This window comes from Sphingobium sp. FG125, from assembly GCF_057809795.1.
Window position 1 is genome coordinate 19989 of sequence record NZ_JBMDKQ010000008.1, and the last position, 15198, is coordinate 35186.

General features: G+C 64.2%; 20 protein-coding genes. 12 read left to right on the top strand and 8 right to left on the bottom strand.

The genetic code is table 11. From position 1 onward, the window contains the following. Window positions 1-140 precede the first annotated feature (140 nt). Genes ACODSR_RS09505 through ACODSR_RS09515 form a run of 3 tightly spaced genes read left to right on the top strand, consistent with a single transcriptional unit; the run spans window position 141 to window position 2246 of the window. Window positions 141-509, top strand: a complete 369-nt coding sequence (locus ACODSR_RS09505) for a BlaI/MecI/CopY family transcriptional regulator (protein WP_489076181.1) — start codon at window positions 141-143, stop codon at window positions 507-509. Further along, a complete protein-coding gene (locus tag ACODSR_RS09510) occupies window positions 506-2035 on the top strand; it encodes a M56 family metallopeptidase (protein ID WP_489075891.1) in 1530 nt (509 codons plus the stop codon). The genes ACODSR_RS09505 and ACODSR_RS09510 overlap by 4 nt, the downstream gene beginning before the upstream one ends. 58 nt (window positions 2036-2093) lie before the next feature. Beyond that, window positions 2094-2246: a hypothetical protein gene (locus tag ACODSR_RS09515; RefSeq protein WP_489075893.1), complete on the top strand. Its 153-nt coding sequence runs from the start codon at window positions 2094-2096 to the stop codon at window positions 2244-2246. A 49-nt stretch (window positions 2247-2295) separates the two neighbouring features. On the opposite strand, the gene ykgO is transcribed toward ACODSR_RS09515, so the two are convergent. After that, complete coding sequence (gene ykgO / locus ACODSR_RS09520) at window positions 2296-2421, bottom strand: type B 50S ribosomal protein L36 (RefSeq protein WP_003046794.1); 126 nt, start codon at window positions 2419-2421, stop codon at window positions 2296-2298. A gap of 199 nt (window positions 2422-2620) precedes the next feature. Here ykgO and ACODSR_RS09525 point away from each other — a divergent pair, with 199 nt between their 5' ends. Together ACODSR_RS09525 and ACODSR_RS09530 are read left to right on the top strand one after the other, a co-directional pair. Continuing rightward, window positions 2621-3220, top strand: coding sequence for a hypothetical protein (locus tag ACODSR_RS09525; protein ID WP_489075895.1), 600 nt, complete (start codon window positions 2621-2623; stop codon window positions 3218-3220). Beyond that, on the top strand, window positions 3217-4347 hold the full coding sequence (locus tag ACODSR_RS09530; RefSeq protein WP_489075897.1) for a M14 family metallopeptidase: 1131 nt from the start codon (window positions 3217-3219) through the stop codon (window positions 4345-4347). The genes ACODSR_RS09525 and ACODSR_RS09530 overlap by 4 nt, the downstream gene beginning before the upstream one ends. Window positions 4348-4471: 124 nt before the next feature. Here the strand turns inward: ACODSR_RS09530 and ACODSR_RS09535 are convergent, their stop codons facing one another. From ACODSR_RS09535 to ACODSR_RS09555, 5 genes are all read right to left on the bottom strand, one after another. Then, complete coding sequence (locus ACODSR_RS09535) at window positions 4472-4750, bottom strand: DUF2218 domain-containing protein (protein ID WP_489075899.1); 279 nt, start codon at window positions 4748-4750, stop codon at window positions 4472-4474. 4 nt (window positions 4751-4754) lie between these two features. After that, entirely contained in the window at window positions 4755-5387 is a 633-nt protein-coding gene (locus tag ACODSR_RS09540; RefSeq protein ID WP_489075901.1) for a PadR family transcriptional regulator, read from the bottom strand. Window positions 5388-5730: 343 nt separating this feature from the next. Further along, a complete protein-coding gene (gene grpE / locus ACODSR_RS09545; RefSeq protein ID WP_294132824.1) occupies window positions 5731-6282 on the bottom strand; it encodes a nucleotide exchange factor GrpE in 552 nt (183 codons plus the stop codon). Then, window positions 6279-7325, bottom strand: a complete 1047-nt coding sequence (hrcA, locus tag ACODSR_RS09550; protein ID WP_489075903.1) for a heat-inducible transcriptional repressor HrcA — start codon at window positions 7323-7325, stop codon at window positions 6279-6281. Before hrcA ends, grpE begins: the two co-directional genes overlap by 4 nt. 55 nt (window positions 7326-7380) lie before the next feature. Continuing rightward, the gene (locus ACODSR_RS09555) at window positions 7381-7875 is read right to left on the bottom strand and encodes a DUF6438 domain-containing protein (protein ID WP_489075905.1); all 495 of its coding nucleotides are present in this window, start codon (window positions 7873-7875) and stop codon (window positions 7381-7383) included. 105 nt (window positions 7876-7980) lie between these two features. On the opposite strand from ACODSR_RS09555, the gene rph reads away from it, so the two are divergent. Together rph and rdgB are read left to right on the top strand one after the other, a co-directional pair. After that, window positions 7981-8697, top strand: coding sequence for a ribonuclease PH (gene rph, locus ACODSR_RS09560; protein ID WP_088183292.1), 717 nt, complete (start codon window positions 7981-7983; stop codon window positions 8695-8697). A 135-nt stretch (window positions 8698-8832) separates the two neighbouring features. After that, window positions 8833-9462 carry an RdgB/HAM1 family non-canonical purine NTP pyrophosphatase gene (gene rdgB, locus ACODSR_RS09565; protein WP_489075907.1) on the top strand — a complete coding sequence of 210 codons (630 nt, stop codon included), beginning with the start codon at window positions 8833-8835 and terminating at the stop codon, window positions 9460-9462. A gap of 114 nt (window positions 9463-9576) precedes the next feature. Here rdgB and ACODSR_RS09570 read toward each other — a convergent pair whose 3' ends face one another. Beyond that, window positions 9577-10257, bottom strand: coding sequence for a CAP domain-containing protein (locus ACODSR_RS09570; protein ID WP_489075909.1), 681 nt, complete (start codon window positions 10255-10257; stop codon window positions 9577-9579). Between ACODSR_RS09570 and hemW the strand changes: the two genes are divergently transcribed. Then, window positions 10256-11443, top strand: coding sequence for a radical SAM family heme chaperone HemW (gene hemW, locus ACODSR_RS09575; protein ID WP_489075911.1), 1188 nt, complete (start codon window positions 10256-10258; stop codon window positions 11441-11443). The genes ACODSR_RS09570 and hemW overlap by 2 nt on opposite strands. Before the next feature lie 163 nt (window positions 11444-11606). Here the strand turns inward: hemW and pyk are convergent, their stop codons facing one another. Beyond that, entirely contained in the window at window positions 11607-13058 is a 1452-nt protein-coding gene (gene pyk, locus ACODSR_RS09580) for a pyruvate kinase (RefSeq protein WP_119744687.1), read from the bottom strand. Window positions 13059-13174: 116 nt separating this feature from the next. On the opposite strand from pyk, the gene ACODSR_RS09585 reads away from it, so the two are divergent. The 4 genes from ACODSR_RS09585 to ACODSR_RS09600 all read left to right on the top strand — a co-directional run bounded on the left by ACODSR_RS09585 (window position 13175) and on the right by ACODSR_RS09600 (window position 15181). Further along, window positions 13175-13474, top strand: coding sequence for a DUF1244 domain-containing protein (locus tag ACODSR_RS09585; RefSeq protein WP_489075913.1), 300 nt, complete (start codon window positions 13175-13177; stop codon window positions 13472-13474). Between the two features lie 42 nt (window positions 13475-13516). Continuing rightward, the gene (locus ACODSR_RS09590; RefSeq protein WP_006956223.1) at window positions 13517-13759 is read left to right on the top strand and encodes a DUF2312 domain-containing protein; all 243 of its coding nucleotides are present in this window, start codon (window positions 13517-13519) and stop codon (window positions 13757-13759) included. Between the two features lie 147 nt (window positions 13760-13906). Continuing rightward, window positions 13907-14233, top strand: coding sequence for a heavy metal-binding domain-containing protein (locus ACODSR_RS09595; RefSeq protein ID WP_171899206.1), 327 nt, complete (start codon window positions 13907-13909; stop codon window positions 14231-14233). A 204-nt stretch (window positions 14234-14437) separates the two neighbouring features. Next, window positions 14438-15181, top strand: coding sequence for a YebC/PmpR family DNA-binding transcriptional regulator (locus ACODSR_RS09600; RefSeq protein WP_489075915.1), 744 nt, complete (start codon window positions 14438-14440; stop codon window positions 15179-15181). The last annotated feature ends 17 nt before the right edge of the window (window positions 15182-15198 follow it).

The window sequence follows — 15198 nt, forward strand, 5'->3', positions numbered from 1 at the left end:
CGGCCCGACACCTCCCCTGCAAGGGGAGGATCTTGGCCTCCAAACACTGTGTATCAGCTCGCTGCCGCCCCTATTGACTACAATCGTAATCAATGCGATTACATCTGTAGTTGAACAAGAGGCAGAGTCGCGTGGCGCAGGTGAGTGAGAAGATCAGCGAAGCCGAACTGGTGGTCATGGAGGCGCTGTGGGAACAGTCGCCACTGACCGCCAATGACGTGGCCGATCGCGTCACTGCCGCCCGCGACTGGAGCGCGCAGACGGTCAAGACATTGCTGTCGCGACTGATGGCCAAGGATGTGATCGCCGCCGATCAGGATGGCCGCCGTTTTCTCTACCGCCCACTGGTCGCGCGGGAGGATTATGTCGCCAGCGAATCGGGGCGGCTGGTCAACCGGCTGTTCGGCGGGCGGGTGTCGCCACTGGTTGCGCAGCTGGCCAGTCAGGACCAGTTGACCGAGGATGACATTGCCGAGCTTGAGGCAATCCTGAAAGGGCTGAAATCATGAGCGTCTGGATGGTCGAAACCCTGATTGCCACGACGCTGCTGATGGCGCTGGTCATGCTGCTGCGCCGACCGGTCGCGCGATGGCTGGGGGCAGGGGCGGCCTATTGTCTTTGGGCGGTGCCATTCGCCCGGATGCTGCTGCCTGCGCTGCCCGGCGATGTCGCCAGCCCCTCGCCGCTGCATGTTGCGGTCGATCAGGCGGGCCTGCCCGACCTGCTGAGCGTCACGCCGGCGGCGCAGGTGACGACCGACACCGCCTTCCCCTGGCTGGAGGTCGGCATCGGCCTCTGGTTTGCCGGGATGCTGACCTTCCTGATCATCCAGGGGGTCGGCTATGCCCGGTTCCGGCGGCACATGCTGACCGGCGCGACGCCGATCGGCGAGGAAGGTCGCATCCGCCTGATCACCAGCCCGCACGCCAGCGGGCCGCTCGCCTTTGGCGTGTTCCAGCCCTTCATCGTCCTGCCCGCCGACTTTGCCCTGCGCTATGACGCGCTGGAACAGGAAATGGCGATCGCGCACGAACGCGCCCACCATACTCATGGCGATCTGGCAGCGAACATGGTCGCGCTGGCGCTGCTCGCCATCCATTGGTGCAACCCTGTCGCCTGGATCGCTTACCGCGCCTATCGCGCCGATCAGGAAACCGCCTGCGACGCGCGCGTGCTGGCGCTCTACGGCCAGGATCAGGCCCATATCTATGGCCGCGCGATCCTGAAAGCCGCCGGTGGCCGCCAGTTCGCCGCCGCCTGTCATCTGACCCGAATCACCACCTTGAAGGGGAGGCTCATCATGCTTTCGCGCCACGAAATTTCGCTCCAGCGGATCAGTTGGGGCATGGCCGCTGTCGCCATTGTCACCGCAACGGGTCTCGCGCTCACAGCTTCGGGCAGCCGCGCCGCGCAGCAGATGGCGGCGATCAGCGACACGGTCGAAACCGCCGACTTTGCACGGCTTTCCAATCTGGTGGCCCAACCCGCCGCCGCCACCGTGCCGCAGACTGTTGATGAATGGCCGGAAACGCCTGCCGTCCCCACCGCGGCCAGAATCGACACCGAAATGGCCGCCGCACCGCCGCCCGCGCCAAGCGCCCCGATCGTCCCTGCCGCCGACATGATCGCGCCGGTCGCGCCAGTGCCGCCCATGCCAGCGGTGCCGCCTGTCACCGTGCGCGAAGAGAAGAACGCGATCACCATCACTCATGCCGATGGCCGGGTCGAGCGCCACCACATCCCGACCGAGGCCGAAATCCGCCGCATGGTGCCGCGCGTCGATGTCCGTAACGGCTGTGAAGGCGACCAGACCGTCAGCAAGCGCGAAAGCGTGGGCAGCGATGGTCGCCGCACCATCCGCATCCGCATCTGCGAGGCGCAGATCGAGGCGCAGGCCCATCGCGCCGCCCGCGCCGGGCTGATGGCAGCCCGCGCCCAGATTGCCCGCGCCGCCCATATGACCGATCGCATTCGCGCCGACGCGCTGCGCGATCTGGACGATGAAATTGCCAAGATAGACGAGCAGGGGGACTGACCTGCGCTCGACCGGCTCAACCGGATTGCGATGCTGAAAGCCATCCATGGGTCCGCCTATGGATGGCTTTTTTGTGGGCCGTGAAGATCAGAGCATCGGTGCGATCGCCTTCACTCTCAGGCCGAATCAACCGATGGCGCACAAATGCGTCGAGCGCCTGATCGGCATCGATCAGGCGCTCGGACAGGACTCAACGGTCCCAATATCGTAACAGGCTTGCCGACCGTCACAAAGGACGGCGGCGGGCCTCACCGCATGGCTTAGCCCTGGCGGGCCTTGAAGCGGCGGTTGGTCTTGTTGATCACATAGGTGCGGCCGCGACGGCGGATCACGCGGTTATCGCGATGACGGTCCTTGAGCGACTTGAGCGAGTTGCGGATCTTCATGGAAGTCTGCCTTCTTAGAATCTGGCTTTAGCGGAAAATCGAAGCGCTGCCCCTATGGCCGGGACGGCCTCAAGTCAAGTCCGGCGGCGTCACTTTTGCCTCCGTTCATCCCCCATGCAGCAAGTTGATGGCTTGGAGCGTTCAAGGAATTACACCGTCTGTGTCGTTTAGCGGTGAATATCCCGTTGGAGTAGATGCCATGTCCAAGCGCCTGATCCTTGCCGCCAGCCTTGCCCTCCCTTTAAGCGCCTGCGCCACGGCGATTCCTCCGGTGGAGGTCACCCGCTTCCATATCGGTGATCCCGCGCGCAGCGGGACGATCGCGGTGGAGGAAATGCGCGGCAATCCTGACATCAGCCTGGAATTTCGCACCTATGCCGCCGCCGTCGCGCAGGAATGGCAGCGTGTCGGCTTCACACCGGTTACCGCTGGCGCAACCAGCGACTATGTCGCCAGCGTCGCTTTCCGTCGCAGCTTCCGCCCTGCCGGTATCGACCGCAGCAGCGACAAGCCGGTCAGCGTCGGCGTGGGCGGCGGCATCGGTAGCGGCGGCTATTCCGGGCTGGGTGTGGGCATCGGCATCAACCTGTCGGGCAAGCTCAAGGATATCGTCACCACCGAATTGCAGGTGCAGCTGCGTCGCCGCGCCGATTCGACGATGATCTGGGAAGGCCGCGCCCTGACACAGGCCCGCGAAGGCACGCCCGCCGCGCAACCGGGGCTTGCGGCACAAAAGCTGAGCGCTGCGCTGATCGGGGGCTATCCCGGCGAATCCGGGCGCACTATAACCGTCAAATGACCATCTCCATCACCAGCGCATTCGACAGCGGCAATATCCGCGTCCTTTCCATCACCGACACGCCAGAGGGTGTCCGCGCCGAACTGGAAATCGTGACCGACCATCAGAGCGATTTCTATCAATGGTTCCATTTCCGTGTGGCCAATGCTGCCGGACGCTCCGTGGAACTGGCGATCGTCAATTGCGGCGGGTCGGCCTATCCCGATGGCTGGGCCAATTATAAGGCGCGGGTGAGCGAGGATCGCGAGACCTGGAACCAGGCCGATACCAGCTATGCCAATGGCACGCTGACGATCCGGCTGGAGCCGGACAGCAATGCGCTCTGGGTCGCCTATTTCGCGCCCTATTCGATGGAGCGCCACCACGATCTGATCGCCTTTGCCGCCTGCCAGCCGGGCGTCACCCATCGCGAATTGGGGCTGACGCTGGACGGCCAGCCGATCGACCTGCTGAGCGTAGGCGAGGGGCCGAAACAGGTATGGCTCTATGCCCGCCAGCATCCCGGCGAAACGATGGCGCAATGGTGGATGGAAGGCGCGTTGGAACGGCTGTGTGACGAAGAGGATTCGGTCGCGCGCCTGCTGCGGCAGAAAGCGACCATCCATCTGGTGCCCAATATGAACCCGGACGGCAGCAGGCGGGGCCATTTGCGCACCAATGCGGTGGGCGTGAACCTCAACCGCGAATGGCATGAACCGTCGATGGAGCGCAGCCCGGAGGTGTTTCTTGTCCGCGCGGCGATGGACGAAACCGGCGTCGACATCGCGATCGACGTGCATGGCGACGAAGCCATCCCCGCCGTATTCATCGCCGGCTTTGAGGGCATCCCGTCCATCACCGAACGGCAACTGACCCTCTACCACCGCTATCGCGACACGCTGGCGGCGCGCACGCCCGATTTCCAAACGCGGCTTGGCTATCCGGTGGCGGGGGAAGGGCGGGCCAACCTGTCCATGTCCACCAATCAGGTCGCCGAACGCTTTGGCGCGGTGGCGATGACGCTGGAAATGCCGTTCAAGGATAATGACGACCTGCCCGACGCCGATTTCGGCTGGTCCCCCGCCCGCTCCGCCCAACTAGGCAAGGATTGCCTGGCCGTGCTGGCGGAGATGATCGGGGAGGTTTGATTCCACCTCCGTTCGCCCTGAGCGAAGTCGAAGGGGGCTACTGAGCGGAGCGAAGTTCCTTCACTTCGTTCAGGAGAAGGCTTCGACTTCGCTCAGCCCGAACGGGTAGGGCTGGTCAATCCCCTCACTTCCAATCAAAGGCCAGCGGGGCCTCGCGAAACGCAAAGCGGTCGAGATGCTCTGCCACCACCTTCTTGAACATCGCGACATCGGCGTCCGGGGTCGGATCGATCGTCACCACCAGCGCCTCCTCCTGCGCGGCCATGCGGATCGGGCCCATCGGGAAGGCGATGACGCCCGATTGCGGATCAAACTCCGTCTCGAATTTATGACTCCAATGTTTGCACAGCTGTTGGAGATAGCGGCTGGCGTTGGGCGTGGGGACATGGGCGGTCAGCGTCATGACTTTAGAGCCTTTCGATCCTGGTGGCGGCCTCGTCGATCAGGGACGCGACGTCGAACATGGTCTGGGCATCGGCCCCTTCCTTTTCAAGCCGCCCCTGGATCGCCATGCGCAGATTGTGCATAGCGCGGCGTAGAGGCGCGCTATCGGTGCGCTCGGCCTTTTGCGCCAGCGACGCGATCCGCTCTATCACCAGCGCCAGTCCTGCCTGATGCTCGGCCAGATAGGCCGTGCCTTCGTCGGTGATCGCAAACAGCTTGCGGCTGCCCTGTCCCGGTTGCTCGGCGATCAGGCCCATATCGGCCAGCAGGGTCAGCGTGGGATAGACCACGCCGGGGCTGGGCGCATAGACCTCGCCCGACAGGCTCTGGATCTCGCGGATCAGGTCATAGCCATGGCGCGGCGTATCGGCGATCAGCTTGAGCAGGATCAGCTTGAGCGCATCATTGTCGAACAGCCGCCGCCGCCCGCCACCGCGCCCGCCGCCCATTGGCCCGTCCCCGAAGGGACCACCCCCGAACGAACGATCCCCGCCGCGCCCGAAGCCGCCCCGGCCAAAGCCGTCAGGGCTGAGAAAGCGACCATGACCGTGATGACGGTCGCCTCGCCCATGTTGTGCGTGTGAGAAGTGCATCATTTGTCTTTCAGTCTGTTTCATGATGCACTGAGATATATCTTAAAAAATTAGACGGTCAAGAGTTGCGATATATCTTTTACGCATCTTTGTGATTTCTGGACTCCAATCCTCCCCTTATAGGGGAGGTGGCTGGCCACCGGCCAGACGGAGGGGTGTCACACTATTGATAGGGCAACACCCCTCCGTCATCGCTACGCGCTGACACCTCCCCTTATAGGGGAGAAATGTATGACGCGCAGTCTTGATCGGCTTTGATTCTGAATATCGCCAGACAGCAGAACGCCCGCCCGGCGGAAACCGGACGGGCGATCATGACTCCAACGCTCGAAACCAGCGAAAACGCTTACTCCGGCGCTTTCGCCACGCTGACCATGGCCGGGCGCAGCAGCCGGTCCTTGATCATATAGCCAGCCTGCATCTCGATCAGGATCGTGCCGGGCGCGGCATCGGCGGAGGGGACTTCCATCATCGCCTGATGCTTGTTGGGGTCGAGCGGCTGGCCGACCGACTCGATCTTGCTGATGCCGTTGCGGCCGAACACCGCCTCCAGCTCGCGGCCGGTGGCTTCCAGCCCGACGACCAGACCCTTGAACTTCTCATCCTCACGCAGGTCGGCGGGGATAGTGGCGAGCGCGCGGCTCAGATTGTCGGCCACGGACAAAATGTCGCGGGCAAAATTGGTCGCGGCATAGGCGCGGGTGTCGGCCAGCTCCTTTTCCAGCCGGCGGCGCACATTCTGCGTATCGGCATGGGCATAGAGAATGTCCTGCTTGGCGGTCGCCAGTTCCGCTTCCAGCGCGGCGATGCGCTCTGCACTGGCATCGGCCACGGGCGCATCCTCCGGCAATTGATCCACGACTTCGGTATTTTCGACGTTCAGATTTTCTTCGCTCATCTCATCAATCTCGACAGCGTTTGTGCGGTGAAATCCACCATGGGGATCACCCGTGCATAGTTCAAGCGCGTGGGGCCGATCACGCCGACCACGCCGACCACCCGGCCGTCCGCGCCACGATAGGGGGCGGCTATGACCGAAGAACCCGACAGGGAAAAGAGCTTGTTTTCCGATCCGATGAAGATTTTGGTCGCGCTGCCCGCCAATGCGCTTTCCAGCAGGCGGGATATTTCCTGCTTGCCCTCCAGCTGCTCCAGCAATTGCCGCACCCGCTCCAGGTCCGCCGCCGTGCCATCGTCGATCAGATGGGCCTGTCCCCGCACGATCAGCACCGGCCGGTCATCGGCATCATGCGACCAGATGGCGATGCCGCGCTCCACCAGCTCCCGCGCCGCGCCGTCGAGCGCGCTGCGTTCGCTCTCCATCTCCTGCGCCAGATGATCACCCGCCTGCCGCAACGTCATGCCCGCAAAGCGCGCCGACATGAAATTCGCCGCTTCGTTCAGCATGGAGGGGGACACGCCGGGCGGCAGGTCCAGCACGCGATTTTCGACCGACCCATCCTGCCCGACCAGCACCGCCAGCGCCTGCCGGTCATTCAATGGCACGAAACCGAACTGGCGCAAGACCGGCTCGCGCCGTGGCACCATCACGATCCCCGCGCAGGCCGACAGGCCCGACAATGCGGCAGTGGCGGCGGACAGCGCTTCCTCGATCGGCCCGGCCTCGCTCAGCCCCGCCTCGATCGCGCGCCGCTCCTCCGCCGATGGCAGCGCCGCCTGCATCATCCCGTCGACGAACAGGCGCAGCCCCGTCTCGGTCGGCATCCGCCCCGCCGACGTATGCGGCGCGGCGAGCAGGCCCAGCTCCTCCAGATCCTGCATCACATTGCGGATGGAGGCAGGCGACAGGCTGAGCGAGGATATTTTGCTTAAGGTTCGCGACGCAACCGGCAGGCCCGTCCCCAGATAACTTTCCACCACCAGGCGAAAGACGTCGCGGGCGCGCTCGTTCAATTCGGTCATGGGTGTCGTTGGCGTCATCGGCACGATGTAGGATGGATTGCGCCGATGCTCAACGTCTGCGTACCCAACCGGCCTATTGGGCAGGCTTGGGCTTGAGCATCGATTCGATCCCCAGCAATTTGGGGATGCCGCCGATCGTCGTGCGCAGCTTCCCATAGCGCGCGTCTATGCAGCCCGACTGATAGTCCAGCCGCGTCGGCTTGGCCTCACCCCGTGTCCATTCGATGCGGTATCCTGGCATGTCGGTCGCAAAGCGGGTGCAATTCTCGCCATGGGCGATCCGCTTTTCCGTGCCGACCGACGGCTTGTACGGGGCCAGCGCCACCCGCAACTGCCGATATTGCGCCGGGGTCACGGTAAAGCGGGTCGGCCCCGGCACGGCGGTGAATTTCTCCGGCTCCAGCAGGCCCGACCCATCCGGCGTCACCCGCACGCTATAGGCCGGGCAGGCGCCAAAGCAGCGTCCGGCGGTAAAGCGGATCGTGTCACCGGCGGCGCGCGGCATGTCCAGCTCAGTGTCGGCGGTGGCGCATCCCGCCAGCAGCATCGCGGTGGCGGCTATCATCATTCTGGTCATCATGGCCCTTCTTATCGCCTTATTGCGCGCTTGGCACTGGCAAGAAACGCCACCGGGCGCTAAGCGCCGTCCCCTGACCGTTTTGGAGAAAATATTATGCGTCCTTCCGGCCGCGCGCCCGACCAGATGCGCGACATCACCATGGAGCCAGGCTTCACCATCCATGCCGAAGGAAGCTGCCTGATCAGTTTCGGCGACACCCGCGTGCTGTGCACCGCCTCGGTCGAGGAAAAAGTGCCGCCCTTCCTGCGCGGCAAGGGGTCGGGCTGGGTCACCGCCGAATATGGCATGTTGCCCCGCGCCACCCACACCCGCGGCAGCCGCGAAGCCGCCAAGGGCAAGCAGTCGGGCCGTACCCAGGAAATCCAGCGCCTGATCGGCCGTTCACTGCGCACCGTGGTGGACATGAAGAAGCTGGGCGAACGCCAGATCGTGATCGATTGCGACGTCATCCAGGCCGATGGCGGCACCCGCACCGCGGCCATCTCCGGCTCGTGGGTCGCGCTGCGCATCGCGGTGGACAAGCTGCTGGCGTCGGGCGCGCTCAAGGAAGATCCCATCATCCAGAAGGTCGCGGCGATCAGCTGCGGCATCTATGAAGGCACGCCGGTCCTCGACCTCGACTATGCCGAGGACAGCAATGCCGAGACCGACGCCAATCTGATCCTGACCGGCGACGGCAAGTTCGCCGAAGTGCAGGCGACCGCCGAAGGCGCGGCCTATGACGAGGAAGAGCTGCTTCGTCTGCTGCGGCTGGCCCGGATCGGCTGCGCCAAAATCTTCGCCGCGCAGGATGCCGCGACGGGGCGGTAACAGAACCGTTCGGGCTGAGCGAAGTCGAAGCCTTCCGCCGAGCGAAGCGAGGTGCAGCCTTCGCCAAAGCTCAGGCGAACCCTTCGACTTCGCTCAGGGCGAACGGAGTTTTGTTTCATAACTAGGAGCGGGATCATGACCGACCAATTCGGACAGGAACAGGCGATCCGCAAACTCGCCCCCGGCAAGCTGGTGATCGCCAGTCACAATGCAGGCAAGGTGCGCGAAATTGCCGCGCTGCTTGGTCCCTACGGGATCGAGCCGATCTCCGCCGCCTTGCTCGACCTGCCCGAACCGGAGGAAAGCGGCACCACCTTCATCGCCAATGCGGAATTGAAGGCGTTGCAGGCCGCCGACCTGTCCGGCCTGCCTGCGCTGGCCGACGATAGTGGCCTGTGTGTCGAGGCGCTGGGCGGCGATCCGGGGCTGTTTTCGGCGCGCTGGGCCGGGCCGGACAAGGACTTCACCCTCGCCATGCAAAAGGTATGGGACGGGATCACCGCCAAAGGCCCGGACGCAGGCCATGACGCCCATTTCATCTGCGCCTTGGCCCTCGCCTGGCCCGACGGCCATGTCGAGGCGTTCGAGGGGCGGGTCGATGGTACGCTGGTCTGGCCGCCACGCGGGGCCAATGGCTTTGGTTATGACGCCATGTTCCAGCCGCTGGGCTTCGACATCAGCTTCGGCGAAATGGACCCGGACGCCAAACACGCGATGAGCCACCGCGCCGATGCGTTCAAGAAATTGGTGGCTGCGGTATTTTGATCTCTACTCCCCTCCCTCGCAGGGAGAGGCCGGGGGTGGGTGGCGAGCGCAACGAGCCTCCTTTGGAGGCTACCCACCCCTACCCCTCTCCCTGAGAAGGAGCGGAATATCAGCTTACCGCCCCCCGCTCGCCAACTCGATAGTCTCCGTCGCCCCGCCATCCAGCGGCCCTTGCCCAAACGCATTGCCAGCGGGAAAATAGCGGCACACCAGATACTCATAATTCGCGCCTTCACCCAGCGCGCAGCCGACCTTGCGCGTGCCGCGCCAGATCATCTGGGTATAATGGCCAACATCCTGCCAGCGCCCGCTTGTGCTGAGGTCAGGCAGTTTGCCTTCCGCCCGGAACAGCTTTTTCTCGTCCGCAAACGCGCCGACCATGACATTATAGCCATAGAGGCGACGCGGCCCCATCCACAGATTTTCGCCGCTGGGGATCGCCCGGCTGGCGCGCGGGCTGTGACGGAACGCGCCGGTCTGCGCCATGTCGGCGGCATAGCGCGCCGCGTCCGCCGCCAGCGCCTCATCCCATTCCAGCGCTGGGACGCCGACCAGCGTCCGCTCGTCATTATGCGCGTCCAGCATCACAGCGCGCAGCAGCGGTTCGCCGCGCGGGGCTTCTTCCATGCCATAATAGGATGCGGGCATGACCACGCCGGTCGGCACTCCGACCGGCGCTGCAACCGCCGCCTTGTTCCCCGGCGCGCTGTCGGACGCCGCCTGCGCGCCCGTCGCGATCAGCAACGCCGCCCATAGCCCGGCGCGCAAAAACAGATTAGGGCTGCCCCCAGCCATGGCCGTCATTCCCCCCGAATCTTCATGCCTCTCGGCGGCGACCCCCGCCGACGCCCTTGCCTTATATATGCATTGGCCCTTTTGCGTATCCAAATGTCCCTATTGCGATTTTAACAGTCATGTCCGCGAGAGCATAGACGTTGCAGCGTGGCGCACCGCCCTCCTCGCCGACATGGGCCATGAGGCCGCGCTGACCGGCGGACGCCCGCTTTCCTCCATCTTCTTTGGCGGCGGCACACCTTCGCTCATGCCTCCTGCGCTGGTGGCGGACCTGCTCGCGGCGGCGGAAGGCCATTGGGGCTTTACCCCCAATATCGAGATCACGCTGGAGGCCAATCCCAACTCGGTCGAGGCCGCCCGCTTTGCCGACCTCGCCGCCGCCGGGGTCAACCGGGTGTCGCTGGGGTTGCAGGCGCTCGACAATGACGCGCTCCATTTTCTGGGGCGCGCCCATGACGTGGCCGAAGGGCTGGCCGCGCTCGACACCGCCCAGTTGGTGTTCGACCGGGTGAGCTTCGACCTGATCTATGCCCGCCCCGACCAGAGCGAGGCCCAATGGCAAGCGGAACTGGCCCAGGCGCTGTCGTTCGGCACCGGCCATCTCTCGCTCTATCAGCTGACGATCGAACCCGGCACCCGTTTCGCCACTTTGGTGGCGCAGGGCAGGATGACGCCCGCCGACCCCGATCATGGCGCAACCCTCTATGAACTGACCGCCGCGATGACTGGCGCTGCGGGCATCCCCGCCTATGAGATCAGCAACCACGCCCGCGCCGGGCAGGAGAGCCGCCATAACCTCACCTACTGGCGCTATGGCGATTATGTCGGCGTCGGCCCCGGCGCGCACGGGCGGCGCGGTGGCATGGCGACGCAGCGCCACAAAAAGCCGGAAAACTGGATCGGCGCAGTCAGCCGCAACGGCCACGGCCTGCAAACCGAACAGCTATTGGCAGGCGAGGAACGCGCGCGTGAAGCGCTACTCATGGGGTTGCGGCTGGGCGAGGGGGTCGATCTTGCCCGCATCGCGGCGCTGTCGGGCGTTGCTGTGGCAAAGCTGGTCGATGACCGCGCCATCGACCAGCTCACCGACCTTGGCCTCATCCGCCTGACCGACACCCGCCTGCAAGTCGCGCCCGCAGGCATGCTCCTGCTCGACGCGATCCTGCCGGAGGTGGTGGCGATCTAGCCCGAAATGCTTTGTTCAGTTCGTTTCGAGCGAAGTCGAGTAACCTGCGCGCCACGTTTCTCGACTTCGCTCGAAACGATCGGGGGATGGGGTTTCAACCTGGAGCCGTTGGAGACTGGCGATCCTCCCGCACGATGACTGCGGGAGGATCGCCAGATTATTCCTAATCCCGATCCTTGAGTTCATCCCCGCGCACCGCCGCGACATGCAGCACATTGGTCGATCCCGGCGTGCCGAACGGAACCCCGGCCAGCACGACGATCTTGCCGCCCTTTTCGGCCATGCCGTGGCGCAGGGCCATGCGGCGGGCCTTGCCGATCATTTCCTCGAAATTGCCGATATCCTTGGTGCGGATCGCATGGACACCCCAGGTCAGCCCCAGCTTGCGCGCGGTGTCGGTGCGCGGGGTCAGCGCCAGGATCGGCGCGGAAGGCCGTTCACGCGCCACCCGCCGTACCGTGCTGCCCGATGAGGTGAAGCAGGTGATGGCACTTGCGCCTACGACATTGACGATATTGCCGGTGGCTTCGGCCAGCGCGTCGGCAGTGGTCGGGTCGGGCAGCGTCTCGGTAAAGTGCAACCGGGCGAGATAGCCTGGATCACGCTCCACGCTGTGCGCGATCGCATCCATCATCGCGACCGCCTCGACCGGCCAGTCGCCCGCCGCGGTTTCCGCCGACAGCATGACCGCGTCTGCGCCGTCATACACGGCCGTCGCCACGTCCGACACTTCGGCGCGAGTGGGGGACGGGGACTTGATCATCGATTCGAGCATCTGGGTCGCGACCACCACCGGGCGACCCATGCGCCGCGCGGTAGCGACGATCTGCTTTTGCAGCGGCGGCACGTCATAGGGCGGCAATTCGACGCCCAGGTCGCCGCGCGCGACCATCACGCCATCGGCCATCTCGATAATCTCCTCCAGCCGCTGCACGGCCGACGGCTTCTCGATCTTGGCCATCAGCGACCCATAGCCGCCCATCAGCTTGCGCGCTTCGGCCAGATCCTCCGGCCGTTGCACGAAACTGAGCGCAATCCAGTCGCACCCCTGTTGCATGGCAAAGCTCAGGTCACGCCGGTCCTTGTCGGTCAGCGCCGGGACCGGCACCACCACGTCGGGGACGTTCACGCCCTTGCGGTTGGACAAAGTGCCGCCAACCTCGACGATCGTGTCGATGCGATCCTCGCTGATCGCCTTCACGCGCAGCACCATCTTGCCATCGTCCAGCAACAGCCGGGTTTCAGGCACCAAAGCGGCATAGATTTCCGGGTGGGGCAGGTTCACCCGGCGCGAATCGCCCGGCGTCTCGTCCCGGTCCAGAATGAAGGGCGCGCCCGTTTCCAGCAGCGCCAGCCCCTTCTCGAACGTGCCGACGCGCAACTTTGGCCCCTGCAAATCGCCCAGGATCGTGGTGGGCCGCTGGAATTCCTTCTCCAGCGCGCGGATGGTGGCGATGCGCGCGGCATGATCCTCATGCGCGCCATGGCTCATATTGATGCGGAAGGCGTCGGCCCCGGCAACGAACAGCGCCCGGATCATTTCGGGCGTATCGCTCGCAGGACCAAGCGTCGCAAGAATGCGGACCTTGCGCGAGCGGGGCGGTAGTCGTGACATATATTCTCCTGGCCGTCATGATCGCTGCCGACTTGGTCTATGACCTTGCCAGTGCGTCGTTATGGGTTATCCGTGCTGCACGACAGGATGATGTAGATCAGCGAAAGGGTCCGCCGATGAGCGACACCATACTCACAGATGCCGCCGCCGCAACCGCCTTCCGCCGTCTGGTGATGCATTTGCAGCATCGCACGGACGTCGAAAATATAGACCTGATGGGGCTGGCGGGCTTTTGCCGCAATTGCCTGGCCGACTGGGTGGCGGAGGCCGACGGCGGCCTGACAAAGGATCAGGCGCGCGAACTGATCCACGGGATGCCCTTTGCCGAATGGAAATCCCGCTATCAGGGCGAAGCGACGCCGCAGCAGATCGCGCGGATGAAAGAGAGTGTGGCGAAGAACGCCGACAATCACTAGGACGCCCTCCAACCGATTCACATCTACCGGAGATACTCCCCCATGACTGAACCCAATGTCGCCGCCGACCAGCTCCGCCTGCTGATCGAGCGTATCGAGCGCCTGGAAGAAGAGAAAAAGGGCATCGGCGACGACATCAAGGACGTCTATCTGGAAGCCAAGGCGACCGGCTACGACCCCAAGATCATGCGCCAGATCGTCCGCCTGCGGAAGATGCAGCCCCACGACCGGCAGGAAATGGAAGCCATCCTCCAGACCTACCTGTCTGCGTTGGGCATGGAATAAGGCTCTCCTTCCGTTCGCCCCCCGTTCAGGCCGGGGGCAGGCTCTGAGCTTGTCGAAGGGTTCCACTGAGCGTAGCGAAGTGCCTTCACTGCGTTCAGGCTAAGGCTTCGACAGGCTCAGCCCGAACGGGATCAGAGGGAGAGTGAAATGTCCGAAATCATCGTCAGCACCACCAGCCGTCTGGAAGGACGGCCTGCCAAGGAATATCTCGGCATCGTCACCGGCGAAGTAATCGTGGGTGCCAATCTGTTCCGCGATCTGTTCGCCAGCGTGCGTGACATCGTCGGCGGTCGGTCGGGCGCGTATGAAGATGTGCTGCAACGCGCGCGTGAACAGGCAATCGGCGAAATGCGGATGCGTGCCGCGACGCTGGGCGCCAACGCGGTCGTCGGCGTTGATCTCGACTATGAAGTGTTGGGCGCGAACGGCTCGATGCTGATGGTGTCAGCATCGGGCACCGCCATCCTTGTCTAGAAGACGGCGCTGACGCACCAGTCCGCTCCCCCACCCGGTTACCCAAGGGCAGTATCATATGGGTGGCCGGGTGGGGGAGCGGGCTGGTGCGGACTTCCAAATGCGCCCTTTCGCGCATTTGGCAAAAGGCTCCACATTGCGCACGGGCGCGCCCCTCGCTAGAGAGCGCGCTCGTGTTTCACCAGATAATGTCAGGAGAAGGCCGTGGCCGGCCATTCCAAATTCAAGAATATCATGCATCGCAAGGGCGCGCAGGACAAGAAGCGCTCCTCGATGTTCTCCAAGCTGAGCCGCGAAATCACCGTCGCGGCCAAGATGGGGATGCCCGACCCGGACATGAACCCGCGCCTGCGGCTGGCGATCAACGCCGCCAAGGCGCAGTCCATGCCCAAGGACAATATCCAGCGCGCCGTCGACAAGGCGAACGCGGCGGGCGGCGAAAATTATGAGGAAGTGCGCTACGAGGGCTATGGCCCCGCAGGCATTGCCATCATCGTCGAGGCGCTGACCGACAACCGCAACCGCACCGCGACCAACATACGCACCGCTTTTTCCAAAAATGGCGGCAATCTTGGCGCGTCGGGGGCAGTGAGCCACGGTTTCGACCGGGTCGGCCTGATCACCTATCCCGTCAGCGCAGGCGACGCCGATGCGATCTTCGAGGCCGCACTCGAAGCGGGCGCAGAGGACGTCTCGTCCAACGAGGACGAACATGAAATCTGGACCGCGATGGACGCGCTCCACGAAGTCGCCAAGGCGCTGGAAGCCAAGATCGGCGCCGCCGACAGCGCGAAACTCGCCTGGAAGCCGCAAACCCTTGTCGATGTCGACGAAGCCAATGCCGCCACGCTGATGAAGCTGGTCGATACGCTGGAAGATGACGACGACGTCCAGACCGTCTGGGGCAATTATGAAGTGTCCGACGCGGTGATGGAGAAACTGGGTTGAACCCATGATAAGCCCCT

What these genes read in the sequence shown, in the direction of transcription:
- ACODSR_RS09510 (WP_489075891.1), top strand. Translation starts at nt 506, where the DNA reads ATGAGCGTCTGGATGGTCGAAACCCTGATTGCCACGACGCTGCTGATG.
- ACODSR_RS09515 (WP_489075893.1), top strand. Translation starts at nt 2,094, where the DNA reads ATGGATGGCTTTTTTGTGGGCCGTGAAGATCAGAGCATCGGTGCGATC.
- ykgO (WP_003046794.1), bottom strand. Translation starts at nt 2,421, where the DNA reads ATGAAGATCCGCAACTCGCTCAAGTCGCTCAAGGACCGTCATCGCGAT.
- ACODSR_RS09525 (WP_489075895.1), top strand. Translation starts at nt 2,621, where the DNA reads ATGTCCAAGCGCCTGATCCTTGCCGCCAGCCTTGCCCTCCCTTTAAGC.
- ACODSR_RS09530 (WP_489075897.1), top strand. Translation starts at nt 3,217, where the DNA reads ATGACCATCTCCATCACCAGCGCATTCGACAGCGGCAATATCCGCGTC.
- ACODSR_RS09535 (WP_489075899.1), bottom strand. Translation starts at nt 4,750, where the DNA reads ATGACGCTGACCGCCCATGTCCCCACGCCCAACGCCAGCCGCTATCTC.
- ACODSR_RS09540 (WP_489075901.1), bottom strand. Translation starts at nt 5,387, where the DNA reads ATGATGCACTTCTCACACGCACAACATGGGCGAGGCGACCGTCATCAC.
- grpE (WP_294132824.1), bottom strand. Translation starts at nt 6,282, where the DNA reads ATGAGCGAAGAAAATCTGAACGTCGAAAATACCGAAGTCGTGGATCAA.
- hrcA (WP_489075903.1), bottom strand. Translation starts at nt 7,325, where the DNA reads ATGACGCCAACGACACCCATGACCGAATTGAACGAGCGCGCCCGCGAC.
- ACODSR_RS09555 (WP_489075905.1), bottom strand. Translation starts at nt 7,875, where the DNA reads ATGATGATAGCCGCCACCGCGATGCTGCTGGCGGGATGCGCCACCGCC.
- rph (WP_088183292.1), top strand. Translation starts at nt 7,981, where the DNA reads ATGCGTCCTTCCGGCCGCGCGCCCGACCAGATGCGCGACATCACCATG.
- rdgB (WP_489075907.1), top strand. Translation starts at nt 8,833, where the DNA reads ATGACCGACCAATTCGGACAGGAACAGGCGATCCGCAAACTCGCCCCC.
- hemW (WP_489075911.1), top strand. Translation starts at nt 10,256, where the DNA reads ATGGCCGTCATTCCCCCCGAATCTTCATGCCTCTCGGCGGCGACCCCC.
- ACODSR_RS09570 (WP_489075909.1), bottom strand. Translation starts at nt 10,257, where the DNA reads ATGGCTGGGGGCAGCCCTAATCTGTTTTTGCGCGCCGGGCTATGGGCG.
- pyk (WP_119744687.1), bottom strand. Translation starts at nt 13,058, where the DNA reads ATGTCACGACTACCGCCCCGCTCGCGCAAGGTCCGCATTCTTGCGACG.
- ACODSR_RS09585 (WP_489075913.1), top strand. Translation starts at nt 13,175, where the DNA reads ATGAGCGACACCATACTCACAGATGCCGCCGCCGCAACCGCCTTCCGC.
- ACODSR_RS09590 (WP_006956223.1), top strand. Translation starts at nt 13,517, where the DNA reads ATGACTGAACCCAATGTCGCCGCCGACCAGCTCCGCCTGCTGATCGAG.
- ACODSR_RS09595 (WP_171899206.1), top strand. Translation starts at nt 13,907, where the DNA reads ATGTCCGAAATCATCGTCAGCACCACCAGCCGTCTGGAAGGACGGCCT.